The organism is Sinorhizobium sp. GQ132 (genome assembly GCF_059758575.1).
In genome coordinates this window covers 105399-119525 of record NZ_JCAXDX010000010.1, presented here as the reverse complement: position 1 = coordinate 119525, position 14127 = coordinate 105399, and the positions used below count along the sequence as shown (strand labels likewise).

Sequence of the window (14127 nt, the reverse complement as noted above, 5' to 3'; positions counted from 1 at the left end):
ATGCGTTTTCGCATCGCACAAGTTTGCCTTTGGTACTGCTTGGCAGTCGAAAATAAATCATATAGCAAATTCGCAACGCTCAAATTCGCGGCACAGAGCTATGCCACGATGTCACAAAAACGGAGGGTCCCATGTCAGAAAAAAGCGCGACAGTAACATTCGGCGGAAAGTCCGCGGACCTGCCGGTGCGATCGGGATCAATCGGTCCGGATGTCGTGGACATCGGCTCGCTCTACAAGCAGACGACGATGTTCACCTACGATCCGGGCTTCACCTCCACGGCATCGTGTGAATCGAAGATCACCTATATCGATGGCGACGAGGGCGTCCTGCTTCACCGCGGATTTCCGATCGAGCAACTGGCGGAGCACGGCGACTTTCTCGAAGTTTGCTACCTGCTTCTCTACGGCGAACTGCCGACAAAGGCTCAGAAGGCCGATTTCGATTATCGCGTCACGCACCACACCATGGTCCACGAGCAGATGTCGCGGTTTTTCACCGGCTTCCGCCGCGATGCCCATCCGATGGCCGTCATGTGCGGCTGCGTCGGCGCCCTTTCCGCCTTCTATCACGACTCGACCGACATCACCGATCCGCATCAGCGGATGGTCGCATCGCTGCGCATGATCGCCAAAATGCCGACGATCGCCGCGATGGCCTACAAGTACCATATCGGCCAGCCCTTCGTTTATCCGAAGAACGATCTCGACTACGCCTCGAACTTCCTGCGCATGTGTTTCGCCGTGCCTTGCGAGGAATATGTCGTGAACCCGGTTCTGGCGCGCGCCATGGACCGGATCTTCATCCTCCACGCCGACCATGAGCAGAACGCATCGACCTCGACCGTTCGCCTCGCCGGCTCGTCGGGTGCCAACCCGTTCGCCTGTATCGCTGCCGGTATCGCCTGCCTTTGGGGACCTGCCCATGGCGGCGCCAACGAGGCGGCGCTCAACATGCTCGCCGAGATCGGCACGGTCGACCGCATTCCGGAATATATCGCCAAGGCCAAGGACAAGAACGATCCGTTCCGTCTGATGGGCTTCGGCCACCGGGTCTACAAGAACTACGATCCGCGCGCGAAGATCATGCAGAAGACGACGCATGAGGTCCTCGCCGAGCTCGGCCACAAGGACGACCCGCTCCTGGAAGTCGCGATGGAGCTCGAACGCATCGCCCTGACGGACGAGTACTTCATCGAGAAGAAGCTCTACCCGAACATCGACTTCTACTCCGGCATCACGCTGAAGGCACTGGGCTTCCCCACCACGATGTTCACGGTGCTCTTCGCGCTCGCCCGCACCGTCGGCTGGATCGCTCAATGGAACGAGATGATCGAAGATCCGGAACAGCGCATCGGCCGTCCGCGCCAGCTCTATGTCGGTGCGCCGCTGCGCGACTACGTGCCGATCTCCAAGCGGTAAACGGCGGACGAACTCGGCAAAAAACCCATTCCGCCAACCCTCATCCTCGGGCTTGACCCGAGGATGACAGGTGGAAGGGTTTGCAGAGACTGTGGCGAGGTTCTTGCCCGTCATCCTCGGGGCTTAGCCCGGCGACCCACAGCGGTTCGAGGCACTCGCCTCTCCTCACCCCGCTCGAAGGCAAGCCAGAACGATATCCGCCGCTTTTTCACCGGGCGGACGGTTCGTTTCCATTCGCTGTTGAACGAGGGCGAAGCCGTCGAGCATCGCACGACGTTGCGCCGTATCGCTCGAAAGCCGTTCGAACCAGCGCGTCAGAACGGCCGGCCGGATCGACTTGTTGAAATATTCGGGCACGACCGGAAAATCCGCGATGAGGTTCGGAAGCGCCGCGGTCCATATCCGAATGCGGGAATGCAGGAGGCTGACGATCCAGTCGGCAGAGTAGGTAGAGACGACCGGAACTCCGGCGAGCGCCAGTTCGAGGATCACCGTACCCGAAGCGGCAATGGCCGCGTCGGCTTGGGCAAAAGCCTCCCATTTCCTGTCGGCGGTTATGCTTATCTCGGGCTGGACCTTCCAGGATGCCGTCAACGCCCTCACACGGTCTTCCTGGCGCGGCACGGTCGGCAAGAGGAACCGAATGCCTTCGTGCCGCTCCGCGAGCTCTTCGGCTGCTTCGCGGAAGATCGGAAGCAGGCGGCTGACCTCGCTGCCGCGCGATCCGGGCAGCAGGAGACAGACCTTCGGCTCGCGCCGATCCTGCATCTGCCGTCTCAGTCGTTGGCGCTCCCGGACCGCGAGAACATTGCCGTCGGATGCGAGCCGATGCCCGACATAGGTCGTCGGCGGACCGCCGAGCTTCCCCATCGCTTCCGGCTCGAAGGGTAACACCGCGAGCACGTGATCCACATAGGCCCGCATGCGCGGCGCCCGCTCCGGCTTCCACGCCCAGACGCTCGGGCAGACATAGTCGATCACCGGCAAGTCCGGCAATGCGGCGCGGACGCGTTGCGCCACGCGGTGGGTGAAATCCGGGCTGTCGATGATCAACAGAGCATCCGGACGCGCAGCGGCGATCGCGCGGGCGGTCTGCCCAATCCGCAACAGAAGCTTCGGCAGGTTCGCCAGAACCTGCGAGAAGCCCATGATCGACAGTTCGGAATAGTCGAAAAGCGACCGGAGCCCTTCGGCTTCCAGCCCCTCGCCACCAACGCCCACGAGTTCGAGCGGACCGTCTAGACGGTCACGCAATGCCCGCACCAGGTCGGCGCCGAGCAGGTCTCCGGAAACTTCTCCGGCGATAACCGCCAGCCTGTAGGGTCTGCCCGTCATCTCCGGTCCCTGCGGCAATCGCGCTCGATACCGAGAACGAACAGCCCACTCCTGTCGGCTTCCTCCACGAGACGCGCGCGATCGAGAACCAGCGCGCGTCCTGCCTCCACGGCGATGCCCGCGAGGCCGGCAGCATGCGCTCCTGCGACCGTCGACGGACCGATCGAGGGCAGATCCGCCCGCTCGTCCTGTTGCGGCTTGCAGAGCTTGACGAGGACGCCGCGACGACGAATTGAAATCCGTCCGTCTTTCCTGAGGCCGGCCACTCTCGCCAACATGGCGTCCGTCCCTTCCGCCCCCTCCAGCGCCACGACCCTGCCGCCGACTGCAACGGCGCCCTGGCCGACATCGAGAGCACCCAGCGCGTTGGCTGCGGCGATGCCGGCTTCGATGTCACGCCGATCTTCGTCCGTCGGGGCATGGGCGCCGAGCGGACCGGTATCGGCAAGAAGCCCCGGAACGACCTCGTGCGCGCCGATCACATGGGCGCCGCTCGCCTCGATCAATTCGATCACCATGCGCAGCACGGCGTCGTCCCCGCCGGATATCAAGGTGCGGAAAACCCGCGGCACCTTGGCCAGCGTCTTCAGCGTAGGACGGATATCGCGCCACTCCGGCCGCCGCCGCACCGCACCGGAAAGGACGACACGGTCGATTCCCTCGGTCTCGAAAGTGCGGCTGATCGCGGCAAAGTCTCCGATTGCGCAAACGACATGGTCGAAGCCGGTCCAATCGGTATCCGCCTCACGCGAGAGCGCAATGATGAACGGGTCTTCGCCCTGGAAGCGCGCTGCCTCGGCCACGTGATGGGGAAGCGTTCCGGCGCCGGCGATGATGGCGAGCCTGCCTTTGGAATGCGGCAGGCGATGAATCGCCACCGCCATCAGCCCTTGGCGCCGCGATTCGGCGACGACAGCGCGCGGTCGCTCTCCGCGGCAATGAAATCCAGGATCTCGATAGCCGGCGCGCAATCGAGATATTCGTTGCGGATAGCGGCTGCGTTCGCGCGAATCGAGCCGTCTCCCTCGAATATCTGCTTGTAGCACCGCCGGACGCGATGAATCGCCGCACGCTCGATCCCCGCACGGGTCATCCCGACCACGTTAAGGCCGCTCAAAACGCCGGGGTTGCCGTTGAGCATTCCATAGGGAATGACGTCATAGCTCACCGCCGACAGGCCACCGATGAAGGCCTGACGCCCGATGCGGGTAAACTGGTGAACCGCCGAGCCACCCCCGAGTATGGCTCGATCTTCGACGGTAACGTGCCCCGCAAGCATGACATTGTTGGAAAGGATGATATTGTTGCCGAGGCGGCAGTCATGCGCCACGTGCGAATAGGCCAGGAACAGGTTGTTGTTGCCGATGATGGTCGCGCCGCCATGCTCCACCGTACCCGTGTTCATGGTCACGCCTTCGCGGATGGTACAGTTTTCGCCAATCACCAATTTCGTATTCAAGGCGCTGTGGTGCACGCTCTGCGAGTCGCCGCCGATGACGGCACCCGGAAAGATCTTCGAGCCCTTGCCGACGCTCGTATGACCGATGACCGCGACGTGACTCAGAATTTCGACGTCATCTGCAAGAACGACATTCGGCCCGATATGGCAGAACGGGCCGATCTTCACGTTTTCGCCGATTACCGCACCGTTCTCGATGGCCGAGGACGGGTGGATCTTCGCACTTGATGCTATCATTCTCAGGCGTCTTCCTTGCTGACAATCATCGCGCCGATATCAGCTTCCGCGACGAGTTGCCCGTCAACTTTTGCATCACAGTGAAACTTCCAGATATTGCCGCGCTGCTTCTGCTTCACCACATGGAACTCCACCCGGTCGCCTGGCACGACGGGCTTGCGGAAGCGGGCATTGTCGATCGTCATGAAATACACGAGATTGCTGCCGATTCCCGTCTTGCGCGCACAGATCGCGCCGGCCGTCTGTGCCATGCCTTCGATCAGAAGAACGCCCGGCATGATCGGCTTCTCGGGAAAGTGCCCGGTGAAATGCGGCTCGTTGGCCGTCACGTTCTTGATCCCGATGGCCGAATTGTCGTCATCGATCTCGATGATGCGGTCCACGAGCAGGAAGGGATAACGATGGGGAAGAAGCCTCAGGATTTCCTGTATGTCCGCCGTGCCGAGGACCGTTGCAGCCTCATTCATCCTTGCCACCCTTCTTCTTCTGCCTCTCGCTCGACCGCAGGGCCATTTCGGCCACATCGCGCAGGAAATCCCGCATCGGTCGCGCCGGAATTCCGCCATAGCGCTCGCCGGCCGGCACATCGCTCGCCACGCCACTCATCGCAGCGATCTGCGCTCCGTCTCCAATGGTGATATGCCCGTTGACCCCGACGCCTCCGCCGATCATGACCCCGTCGCCGATCTGCGTGCTGCCGGCGATGCCGACCTGGCTGACGATGCCGCAGTAACGACCGATGCGGACGTTATGGCCGATCTGAACCAGATTGTCGATTTTCGTCCCCTCGCCGATCACGGTGTCATCCATCGTGCCGCGATCGATCGTCGTGTTCGCGCCGATCTCCACGTGATCCTGGATGATCACCCGCCCTACCTGGACGATCTTGATCATTCCGCCCTTCGGGCCCGGTGCATAGCCGAATCCGTCCTGACCGATGCGTGCGCCCGGATGAATGATGACGTTGTTGCCGACCAGCGCACAAAGGATGCTTGCCCCGGCGGAAATGGTGCAATCGCGGCCGATCCGCACGCCCGGTCCGATCATTGCTCCTGCTGCGATGCGCGTTCCGCTTCCAATCTCGACGCCGGCTCCGATCACAGCCATCGGCTCGACCTCGACGCCCGCCTCCAGGCGCGCCGTCGGATCGACGAAGGCTCCCGCCGCTACGCCCCTCTCGCTCGTATTATAGGAAGGGCGCATGGCCCTTTCGTGAAGCAAGGTGCCGGCAAGGGCGAAGGCCGTGTGCGGTTTCGATGTCAGCAGCACGGGTATCGTATCGGGAACAAGCGACGAAATGGCCTTGTCGCAGATGATCGCGGCGGCACGGCAGCTCTGCAACTCTTCGCGATTCTTGCGCGACAGCATGTAACAGATGTCGCCCGGCTTGGCGCGATAGACCGGTGCGACCGAACGCACGCTGCGATCGGCGGCGGCAATATCCAGCAACTCCGCCCCAATCTGATTCGCGAGGTCGCCCAGACGAATCCCCTGATGGGGCGGAAAAAACCAATTCTGTTCCATGGACACTCCAGAACGATTCTCTGGCAGTTCTGGACTGCTCTCTATCAGAACGACGAGTTGATACCGAACTTGAAGTTCTGGACCTCGTCAAAGTCTTCCTTTGCAACCGGCACGGCATAATCGACACGCAGCGGACCGAAAGGCGAAGCCCAGATAAGGCTGACGCCGACCGACGCACGCAGCGAAGCGTCGTTGCCGCGCACCGATTCACCGGCTCCGGTCAGCTCCAACTCATTGTTGTAGAGCGTGCCGGCGTCGACGAACAATGCACCGCGGAAGCCGCTGTCACGCGGAAGGCCCGGCAGCGGGAACGTCGCTTCCGCAGACGCCGTGAAATAGGTCGTGCCGCCAAGGGCATCGCCATTGTTTGCCCGCGGACCGATACCGTTGCGCTCGAAGCCGCGGATATCGTTGCTGGTTAGCTGGAACTGGTCGAAGACTTCAAGCGAACCGGACGTCTTGAACAGCTGGCCGGCGCTGCCGGAGATCGAGCCGATGATGTCGGCCTCGTCGTGCAGCGTATAGTACCATTTGGCCTTACCCGTCAGCTTGTAGAAGTCCGACGTACCGCCAAGACCTGCAAACTCCTGGGTGACCGAAGCGAGAATGCCCTCGTGCGGCAGTTGCGCATCGTCGAGCGTGTTGTAGGTGATCGACTGGGACACGGAGGAACGCGTCCAGGGGCCGTCCTCGATTGCGCGAACATAGGGAGAGGAAAGCTCGTCCTCGTCGCCGAAATATTCGAGCTCCGTGTAGTTGTAGCGCAGCGTCGTCGACAGGTTTTCCGTGATCGGCGCAGTCACGCGCAGGCTGAATCCCTGATCGTTGTAGCTGTAGTTGTCGTCATCGAAGTCGTTTTCGTTCTTGAAGAGGTCGAAGCCCGCCGCGAGACGATAGCCGAGGAAATAGGGCTCGGTGAACGAAACATTGTAGGTCTGGCTGTCTTCGCCCTTACCGGCGGCAAGACGAATATACTGGCCGCGGCCAAGGAAGTTCTTTTCTTCGATCGAAGCTTCGACGAGGAAGCCGCCGCCGTCGCCGGCGGAATAGCCGGCGCCGATGCCGAACGAGCCGGTCGACTGATCCTGCACGTCGACGACGATGACCACACGGTCAGCCGCACTGCCCGGCTGCGTCGAGATGTTGACCGACGAGAAATAGCCGAGCGCTTCCAGGCGGCGCTTGGCGCGCGCAACCATTTCCTGGTTGAAGGCATCGCCCTCGCCGACGTCGAACTCGCGACGAATTACGTAGTCACGCGTCCGGGTGTTGCCGCGAATCTCGATGCGCTCGACATAGGCCCGCTCGCCCTGGTCCACGAGATAGTCGACGGCGATCGTGTGATTGGCGAGATCGCGATTGCCGCGCGGCGTGACGCGCGCAAAGGGATAACCCTCCGACGCGACGCGCTTCGAAATCTCGCTCATCGTGTTCTGAATGTCCTTGGCCTTGTAGACCGTGCCTTCGCGGCTCTGAACGAGCCCCCTCAGTTCCTCGGCGTCGATGCCTTCGACGGTCGATTCGATGTTGACCGAACCGAAGTCGTATCGAGGACCTTCCTCGACCGTGATCGTTACCGTGTATTCGTTGGTCGCCTCATTGAGCGCCGCTTCGGACGAGACCACCTGAAAATCGGCATAGCCGCGGTTGTAGTAGAACTGCCGCAGCAATTCCTCGTCGGCCCGCAGCTTATCCGGATTGTAGACGTCCTTGCGCGTGAGGAACGAGAAGATGCCCGATTCCTTGGTCGCAATCACCGACTGCAGACGGCCGTCGCTGTAGGCCTCGTTGCCTACGAAATTGATCTGCGTGATCTTCGTGCGTTCGCCTTCATTGATGACGAAGGCCAGGTTGACACGCCCTTCGGCAATCGGAACGACCTGGGTCGTCACGGTCACGTCGCTGCGGCCGATGGCGGCATAGGCGTCCTTGATGGCCTGAATGTCCGTTTCGACGGTCGCCTCGCTATAGGGACCGAGCGGCTGGGTACGAACGACACCCTGGAGCTTGTCATCCTTGATCTTGCGGTTGCCGTTGAAGACGACTTGGTTGACGAGCTGATTCTCGCTGACGGAAACGACAAGCGATCCGCCGGAAACCGTGATGCTGACATCGGAGAAATAGCCGGTGGCATAGAGCCGCTTCACGGATGCGTCGATATCGGCATTGCTGAAGCTCTTGCCGGGAACGATCGTGATGTTGGCGCGAACGGTTTCCGCGCTGACGCGCGTTGCCCCACGCACCTCAACCCGATTGATGACCGCGGCTTGCGCGACTGAGGTACCAGCAACAAGTCCTACCCCGGTACCCGTGGCGACCATGCTTGCTGACAGAGCAAACGCCGACACCGCGTTCAAAAACCTTGAACCAGCTTTCATGTCAAAATCTTACCTTTTCCCAACGTCCCGCGGCAGTTTCGTGCCGACTCCGGTCACGGTTGCCGTTTTAACCGCTTTTCCCATACAAGCAAGTCAGCTCGTTAATTTCTGTTTACTTCAATTCCAACCGTGGCTTAACAGCCACTACGGCCTCTTATTATCGTAAACAAACCGTTATCGAGCAGCCGGCGAAACTCACTCGCTCTCCGAATCCTTAACGATGTCCTCTCCCGCCCAAGGCTCCGCTTTATCCGAAGAGCCAATTGATATCGTTCCAGGCCGCAAAAACCGTCAGCATGAGCACCATGGCAAAGCCGATACGGAATGCGAGATCCTGTGCGGCGGGACCGACCGGCCTGCCGCGCAGCGCTTCGACCGCATAGAACATCAGATGGCCGCCATCAAGCACCGGCACGGGCATCAGGTTGAGCAATCCAATGGAAACCGAAAGGACGGCCGCGAAATTCAGCACCTCGGCAATACCGAGCTTCGCCATCTGACCGGACATCTGGGCGATGCGGATCGGCCCGCCGACCTGATCGGCGCTCATCCGCCCGACAAAGAGATTCGAAAGATAGTCGAGCGTGCCCGTTACGATCCGCCAGCTCTGCAGTGCCCCTTGCCCCACCGCTTCGAGCGGTCCGTAGGTCTCGACCCGGAAATTGCCCGCTTCCTGGTTCGTTCCGATCCCGATCTTGCCCTCCTCCATCTTGTTGCCGAGCGGGTCGACGGATTCGGTGCGTTGGGGCACCATCGGCAGGTCGATCGCAGTGCCATCGCGCTCGATCCGGACGGTGATCGGCAGCTCCGGACGGACGCTGACATAGCGGCGCACGTCGTCGAAGGTGGCGATCGGCTTTCCATCGATCGAAAGCAGCCGGTCTCCCGGCAGAACACCCGCCTTTTCCGCAGCGCTGTCCGGCGCCACGAAAGCGACGACCGGATCGGCGACGGCACGGCCGTAGATGGAGAAGAGGACGGCGAAGATCGCAATCGCCAGTAGAAAATTCGCGATGGGACCCGCCGCGACCGTCGCTGCACGCTTCCATAGCTTTGCACCCAGGAATGTGCGGCCCCGTTCTTCCGGCGCGATCGTCTCCAGCCGCCGGTAGTCGGGCGTGCTCGCCGCATCCTCGTCGCCGAAGAACTTCACGTAGCCGCCAAGCGGGATCGCGCAGAATTTCCAGCGGGTGCCGTGGCGATCGGTCCAGCCGAAGAGCTCGGGTCCGAAGCCGACGGAAAAGGCCAGGATGCGGATGCCCGACCAGCGCCCAACCAGGTAATGTCCCATCTCGTGAACGAAGACCAGCAACGTCAGGAGAAACAGGAAGGTGGGGATCGTGTACTGGAGATTGTCAAGCAGCAGGCTCATAGTCATTCCTAACGCGTCCGTTGCCACGTCCGCCAGTTCAAATTGCAAGGTCGGGGCCGTGACGCCATGGTCGGACCGCCGCAGGATAGTCCCGCTTCGAGCCCGATATAAGGACTACACCGGCAGTCTTCAAAGACCCAGCAGAATCGAGCCGAAAGAGACTTCCCGGCCGCCCGCCAGCAAGAACTGCCCAAGCACCAGGGCCAGTGCGGCAATGCAGGCGAATATCAGCCCGTCCACCCGGTCCATGACGCCGCCGTGACCCGGGATCAGCCTGCTCGAATCCTTGACGCCGAAGCGGCGTTTGACGAAGGACTCGAACAGATCGCCTGTCTGGCTTGCGACGGACAGGACCAGCGCGATGACGGGAATGCGCAGATCATCGAGGGCAAAGTGAGCCATGAAAACGGCGACACCCGCAAGAACGCCGAAAATCGCCCCGCCGATCGCGCCCGACCAGGTCTTGCCCGGCGAGATTGCGGGCGCCAGCTTTGGCCCGCCGATCGCCCGCCCCGTGAAGTAGGCGAAAATATCCGTTGCCCATACGACGGCGAACACGAACAGCATCGCCATCAGACCGAGATAGTCCGCTCCGCGGATCGCCGCGAGCGAAATGCTCGTCAGACCCGCATAGACGATCCCGCCCGGCAGCCACCAGCTGGTTCCCTTTATCGCCACCCAAAGCGCTGCCGCGAGCACACAGAGGGCAAGCCCCGGGAGGCTGACATGCATATAACCGAGGAGGACGAAACCGGCGATCACCGCCTGTGCCAGCCAGCCGAGGGCATTGCCCTGAAAGTCCCGCTCGGGGAGCTTCGTGATGGTGGACCACTCGTAATAGACGAGGAGGCCGATCGCGACGGAGAGAAGCTGGAAGGCAAAGCCGCCGATCCAGGTTGCAGCAAGAACCACCGCAGCAAGAACCACCCCGGAGGCGATACGAAGTTTGAGTTCGGCCTGCATCAGGAGCCGACCGCCAAAGTCGGTTGGGTCAGTCCGCCGAATCGGCGCTCGCGGCAGGCATATTGTTCGATCGCCGCAAAGAATGTCTCGCGCGTGAAATCCGGCCAGAGGTCCGGAATGAACAGCAATTCGGAATAGGCCCCCTGCCAAAGGAGAAAGTTGGAGAGACGCTCCTCGCCGCTCGTCCGGATAATGAGATCGGGATCGGGAATGCCCGCCGTATCGATCGTCGAGGATATCCGTTCCGCGGTAATCTCTTCCGGCCGCAGACGACCGGCGGCCACGTCCCCCGCCAGGCGGCGCATGGCTCTCGCCAGTTCGTCTCTGGCGCCGTAATTGAACGCAATGACCACCGTGATGCCGGTGTTCGCGACCGTCGTCTCCTCCGCTTCGATGAGCAGAGGCAGGATATCGCCGCTCAGATTCGTTCGGTCCCCGATGACCCGGATGCGGACGTTCTCACGGTGGAGATCGGCGAGATCCCGTCGGATGAAAGCCTTGAGCAGGCCCATGAGGTCGCTGACCTCGCTTTCCGGCCTGTTCCAGTTCTCCGACGAGAATGCGAACAGTGTCAGGTACCGGATGCCGATCTCCGCAGCCGTCCTTACCGCCCCGCGGACCGCCTCAACGCCCTTGCGGTGGCCCATGGTACGGGGCAGTCCACGCGCATTCGCCCAACGACCGTTGCCGTCCATGATGATGGCGACGTGAGCCGGTACGTTTGCGGGATTGAATTCTTGCATGGGTTGTCCGGACAAAGAGACTCACCTATCCGCAGGTCAGACCTGCATGATTTCCTTTTCCTTCTCCGCGAGCAAGCGGTCGATTTCGGAAATTACGTCATCGGTCATTTTTTGGACGCGTTCGGACTGAGCACGGCTCTCGTCCTGGCCGATCTCGCCGTCCTTTTCGGCTTTTTTCAGGTCGTCCATACCGTCACGGCGAACGTGGCGGACGGCCACCTTGCTTTTTTCGGCATAGTCGTGGGCGACCTTGACCAGCGATTTGCGGCGCTCCTCGTTCAGTTCCGGCAACGGAATGCGCAGGTTCTGCCCGTCGACGATCGGGTTGAGCCCCAGATTGGACTCCCGGATTGCCCGCTCCACGGCACCGACCATGGACTTGTCCCACACCGAAACCGAGAGCATGCGCGACTCCGGAACCGTGATGTTTGCCACCTGGTTCAGCGGCATGCGAGAACCGTAGGCTTCGACGGTCACCGGATCGAGTACGTTCGCCGAAGCGCGGCCGGTCCGCAGCGACGCGATGTCGTGCTTGAAAGCAGCGATCGCCCCGTCCATCCGACGCTTGAGTTCCTTCAGATCCACACCTTCACTCATGGTTCAAGACTCCCGTTCTTATCAGCAGCCCTTGCGGGCCCCAGCAGCTTGTCAATTATCGGTCACGATGGTGGCACGGCCGCCACCCGTCAATATCTCCGTGAAGCCGCCCTTCTCGTGGATGGAGAAGACGACGATCGGAATGGCATTCTCCCGCGCAAGCGCCACGGCGGCAACATCCATGACTGCGAGGCCTTTTTCGAGAACCTCGCTATGGGTCAGTCGGTCGAAGCGGGTCGCCGAGGGGTCCTTCTTCGGATCCGCGGAATAGATGCCGTCGACCTGTGTTCCCTTGAAGATCGCCTCGGCGCCCATCTCCGCCGCACGAAGCGCCGCAGCCGAATCCGTCGTGAAGAACGGATTGCCCGTGCCGCCGGCGAATATCACGACACGCCCGAGCGAAAGATGATAAAGCGTCGCGCGCTGCGAGAAGCTCTCGCAGATTTCCGGCATGGCGATGGCCGACAGGACGACGGTGTCGATATCGAGTTTGCGCAGCGACGTCGCCAGCGCAAGCGCATTGATGACCGTCGCCAGCATTCCCATGTGGTCGCCGGTTACACGGTCGCCGCCCTTGGACGCCACAGCGACACCGCGGAAGATGTTGCCGCCGCCGACGACGACGCCGACTTCGACACCCATCGCTCTCGCTTCCGCGATATCGGAGGCAATCCGGTCGGCTACGGCAACATCGATGCCGAACCCCTGGCTTCCCATAAGCGCTTCACCGGAGGCTTTGAGAAGAACGCGCTTGTAGATTGGCTTGGCCGACATCGTCACTCCTGAAATAGATCAGCGCGCGTGTGCAGGCATCTGGCGCACAGCGGCGTAAAGGCAAATTCCGCTGCGTGGTATCAACCGCTCCGGCGGGTCCTACGCATCGACTGGAGCCGGATACACGAAGGGCACCGCGTTGTCACGCGATGCCCCCACGTTTTCCCATTCGAGGTGAAGAAATCAACCCTTCGCGGCGGCTGCCACTTCTGCCGCGAAATCGCTCTCTTCCTTTTCGACGCCTTCGCCGAGCAGGAGACGGGCAATGCCGGCAACTTCGATCGGCGCGCCGACGGACTTTTCCGCTTCCTTGATCGCGGCTTCCACCGTCAGATCAGGGTTCATGACGAAAGCCTGCGACAGAAGGGCGACTTCCTCGAAGAACTTGCGCATGCGGCCATCGACCATCTTCTCGATGATGTTGTCCGGCTTGCCGGAAGCGCGCGACTGCTCGATGAAGACGTTGCGCTCGCGCTCGGCGACCGCCGGGTCGATTTCGCTCGAACGGACCGCGAGCGGGTTGGTCGCGGCGACGTGCATGGCAACCTGCCGGCCGATCGCGTTCAGAGCTTCCTTGTCGCCGGTCGACTTCAACGCGACGAGAACGCCGAGCTTGCCGATGCCTTCGCCTGCGGCATTGTGCACATAGGTCGCGACGACGCCGTCCTCGACCTCGAGCAGTGCCGAGCGGCGCAGCGTCATGTTCTCGCCGATCGTGGCGATGGCGTCCTTGATCGTATCTTCAACGGACTTGCCCGTCGCCGGATAGGTCGCCTGGGAGACGGCTGCAACGCTGCCGTCGGTGCCGAGGGCGACACTGGCGACACCGCGAACGAGCTCCTGAAAGGCGTCGTTGCGGGCAACGAAGTCGGTCTCGGAGTTGATTTCGACGACGACGGCCTTGGTGCCGGAGCTGGCAATGCCGATGAGGCCTTCGGCAGCGGTGCGGCCGGACTTCTTGTCAGCCTTGGCGATGCCCTTGGCGCGCAGCCAGTCGATGGCGGCTTCCATGTCGCCATTGGTCTCGGCAAGCGCCTTCTTGCAGTCCATCATGCCTGCGCCGGTCTTTTCGCGCAGCTCCTTCACCATTGCGGCGGTAACAGTCATCTTTGTGCCTCTTGTCTGTTTGCTGGCGCGCCGACCGGGATTGGCGCAGTGCCAGAAGGTTTGGCAGGAAATGGCCTTTCTGTGTGACATCGTGATGAAGCCACTTTGGCGATGTTCGCGGGCTCACCGCGCGCGATCGGCCGGGCCATTTCCGGCTGATAAAGAACAAGGCCGTTCAGATTCTACATCACAAACGGCCTCGTCCCGATATTTCATG

The 14127-nt window shown here is 61.6% G+C and carries 13 protein-coding genes; 1 reads left to right on the top strand and 12 read right to left on the bottom strand.

What is annotated here, in order from left to right; all coding sequences use genetic code 11:
- Window positions 1–131 precede the first annotated feature (131 nt).
- Window positions 132–1421, top strand: coding sequence for a citrate synthase (gene gltA / locus AC6CIG_RS23010; RefSeq protein ID WP_003537363.1), 1290 nt, complete (start codon window positions 132–134; stop codon window positions 1419–1421).
- Window positions 1422–1586: 165 nt separating this feature from the next.
- On the opposite strand, the gene lpxB is transcribed toward gltA, so the two are convergent.
- The 12 genes from lpxB to tsf form a co-directional block, all read right to left on the bottom strand.
- The gene (gene lpxB, locus AC6CIG_RS23005) at window positions 1587–2756 is read right to left on the bottom strand and encodes a lipid-A-disaccharide synthase (protein ID WP_437407771.1); all 1170 of its coding nucleotides are present in this window, start codon (window positions 2754–2756) and stop codon (window positions 1587–1589) included.
- Complete coding sequence (locus AC6CIG_RS23000) at window positions 2753–3640, bottom strand: LpxI family protein (RefSeq protein WP_437407772.1); 888 nt, start codon at window positions 3638–3640, stop codon at window positions 2753–2755. The genes lpxB and AC6CIG_RS23000 overlap by 4 nt, the downstream gene beginning before the upstream one ends.
- Complete coding sequence (lpxA, locus tag AC6CIG_RS22995; RefSeq protein WP_437407824.1) at window positions 3640–4458, bottom strand: acyl-ACP--UDP-N-acetylglucosamine O-acyltransferase; 819 nt, start codon at window positions 4456–4458, stop codon at window positions 3640–3642. The genes AC6CIG_RS23000 and lpxA overlap by 1 nt, the downstream gene beginning before the upstream one ends.
- Window positions 4455–4919, bottom strand: a complete 465-nt coding sequence (gene fabZ / locus AC6CIG_RS22990; protein WP_010969260.1) for a 3-hydroxyacyl-ACP dehydratase FabZ — start codon at window positions 4917–4919, stop codon at window positions 4455–4457. The genes lpxA and fabZ overlap by 4 nt, the downstream gene beginning before the upstream one ends.
- Entirely contained in the window at window positions 4912–5976 is a 1065-nt protein-coding gene (lpxD, locus tag AC6CIG_RS22985) for a UDP-3-O-(3-hydroxymyristoyl)glucosamine N-acyltransferase (protein ID WP_437407773.1), read from the bottom strand. The genes fabZ and lpxD overlap by 8 nt, the downstream gene beginning before the upstream one ends.
- A 44-nt stretch (window positions 5977–6020) precedes the next feature.
- Window positions 6021–8354, bottom strand: coding sequence for an outer membrane protein assembly factor BamA (gene bamA / locus AC6CIG_RS22980; RefSeq protein WP_018097755.1), 2334 nt, complete (start codon window positions 8352–8354; stop codon window positions 6021–6023).
- Between the two features lie 247 nt (window positions 8355–8601).
- The gene (rseP, locus tag AC6CIG_RS22975) at window positions 8602–9726 is read right to left on the bottom strand and encodes an RIP metalloprotease RseP (RefSeq protein ID WP_437407774.1); all 1125 of its coding nucleotides are present in this window, start codon (window positions 9724–9726) and stop codon (window positions 8602–8604) included.
- 129 nt (window positions 9727–9855) lie between these two features.
- Window positions 9856–10689: a phosphatidate cytidylyltransferase gene (locus AC6CIG_RS22970; RefSeq protein WP_018097757.1), complete on the bottom strand. Its 834-nt coding sequence runs from the start codon at window positions 10687–10689 to the stop codon at window positions 9856–9858.
- Entirely contained in the window at window positions 10689–11432 is a 744-nt protein-coding gene (locus tag AC6CIG_RS22965) for an isoprenyl transferase (RefSeq protein ID WP_411932909.1), read from the bottom strand. Before AC6CIG_RS22965 ends, AC6CIG_RS22970 begins: the two co-directional genes overlap by 1 nt.
- 36 nt (window positions 11433–11468) lie before the next feature.
- The gene (gene frr, locus AC6CIG_RS22960) at window positions 11469–12029 is read right to left on the bottom strand and encodes a ribosome recycling factor (RefSeq protein WP_003534987.1); all 561 of its coding nucleotides are present in this window, start codon (window positions 12027–12029) and stop codon (window positions 11469–11471) included.
- A 51-nt stretch (window positions 12030–12080) separates the two neighbouring features.
- Entirely contained in the window at window positions 12081–12803 is a 723-nt protein-coding gene (gene pyrH, locus AC6CIG_RS22955) for a UMP kinase (protein WP_018097759.1), read from the bottom strand.
- Window positions 12804–12986: 183 nt separating this feature from the next.
- Window positions 12987–13910 (bottom strand): translation elongation factor Ts, encoded by a 924-nt coding sequence (gene tsf, locus AC6CIG_RS22950; protein ID WP_127710813.1) that lies wholly within the window; start codon window positions 13908–13910, stop codon window positions 12987–12989.
- Window positions 13911–14127 lie beyond the last annotated feature (217 nt).

What these genes read in the sequence shown, in the direction of transcription:
- AC6CIG_RS22965 (WP_411932909.1), bottom strand. Translation starts at nt 11,432, where the DNA reads ATGCAAGAATTCAATCCCGCAAACGTACCGGCTCACGTCGCCATCATC.
- tsf (WP_127710813.1), bottom strand. Translation starts at nt 13,910, where the DNA reads ATGACTGTTACCGCCGCAATGGTGAAGGAGCTGCGCGAAAAGACCGGC.
- bamA (WP_018097755.1), bottom strand. Translation starts at nt 8,354, where the DNA reads ATGAAAGCTGGTTCAAGGTTTTTGAACGCGGTGTCGGCGTTTGCTCTG.
- pyrH (WP_018097759.1), bottom strand. Translation starts at nt 12,803, where the DNA reads ATGTCGGCCAAGCCAATCTACAAGCGCGTTCTTCTCAAAGCCTCCGGT.
- lpxD (WP_437407773.1), bottom strand. Translation starts at nt 5,976, where the DNA reads ATGGAACAGAATTGGTTTTTTCCGCCCCATCAGGGGATTCGTCTGGGC.
- fabZ (WP_010969260.1), bottom strand. Translation starts at nt 4,919, where the DNA reads ATGAATGAGGCTGCAACGGTCCTCGGCACGGCGGACATACAGGAAATC.
- frr (WP_003534987.1), bottom strand. Translation starts at nt 12,029, where the DNA reads ATGAGTGAAGGTGTGGATCTGAAGGAACTCAAGCGTCGGATGGACGGG.
- AC6CIG_RS22970 (WP_018097757.1), bottom strand. Translation starts at nt 10,689, where the DNA reads ATGCAGGCCGAACTCAAACTTCGTATCGCCTCCGGGGTGGTTCTTGCT.
- gltA (WP_003537363.1), top strand. Translation starts at nt 132, where the DNA reads ATGTCAGAAAAAAGCGCGACAGTAACATTCGGCGGAAAGTCCGCGGAC.
- lpxB (WP_437407771.1), bottom strand. Translation starts at nt 2,756, where the DNA reads ATGACGGGCAGACCCTACAGGCTGGCGGTTATCGCCGGAGAAGTTTCC.
- AC6CIG_RS23000 (WP_437407772.1), bottom strand. Translation starts at nt 3,640, where the DNA reads ATGGCGGTGGCGATTCATCGCCTGCCGCATTCCAAAGGCAGGCTCGCC.
- rseP (WP_437407774.1), bottom strand. Translation starts at nt 9,726, where the DNA reads ATGAGCCTGCTGCTTGACAATCTCCAGTACACGATCCCCACCTTCCTG.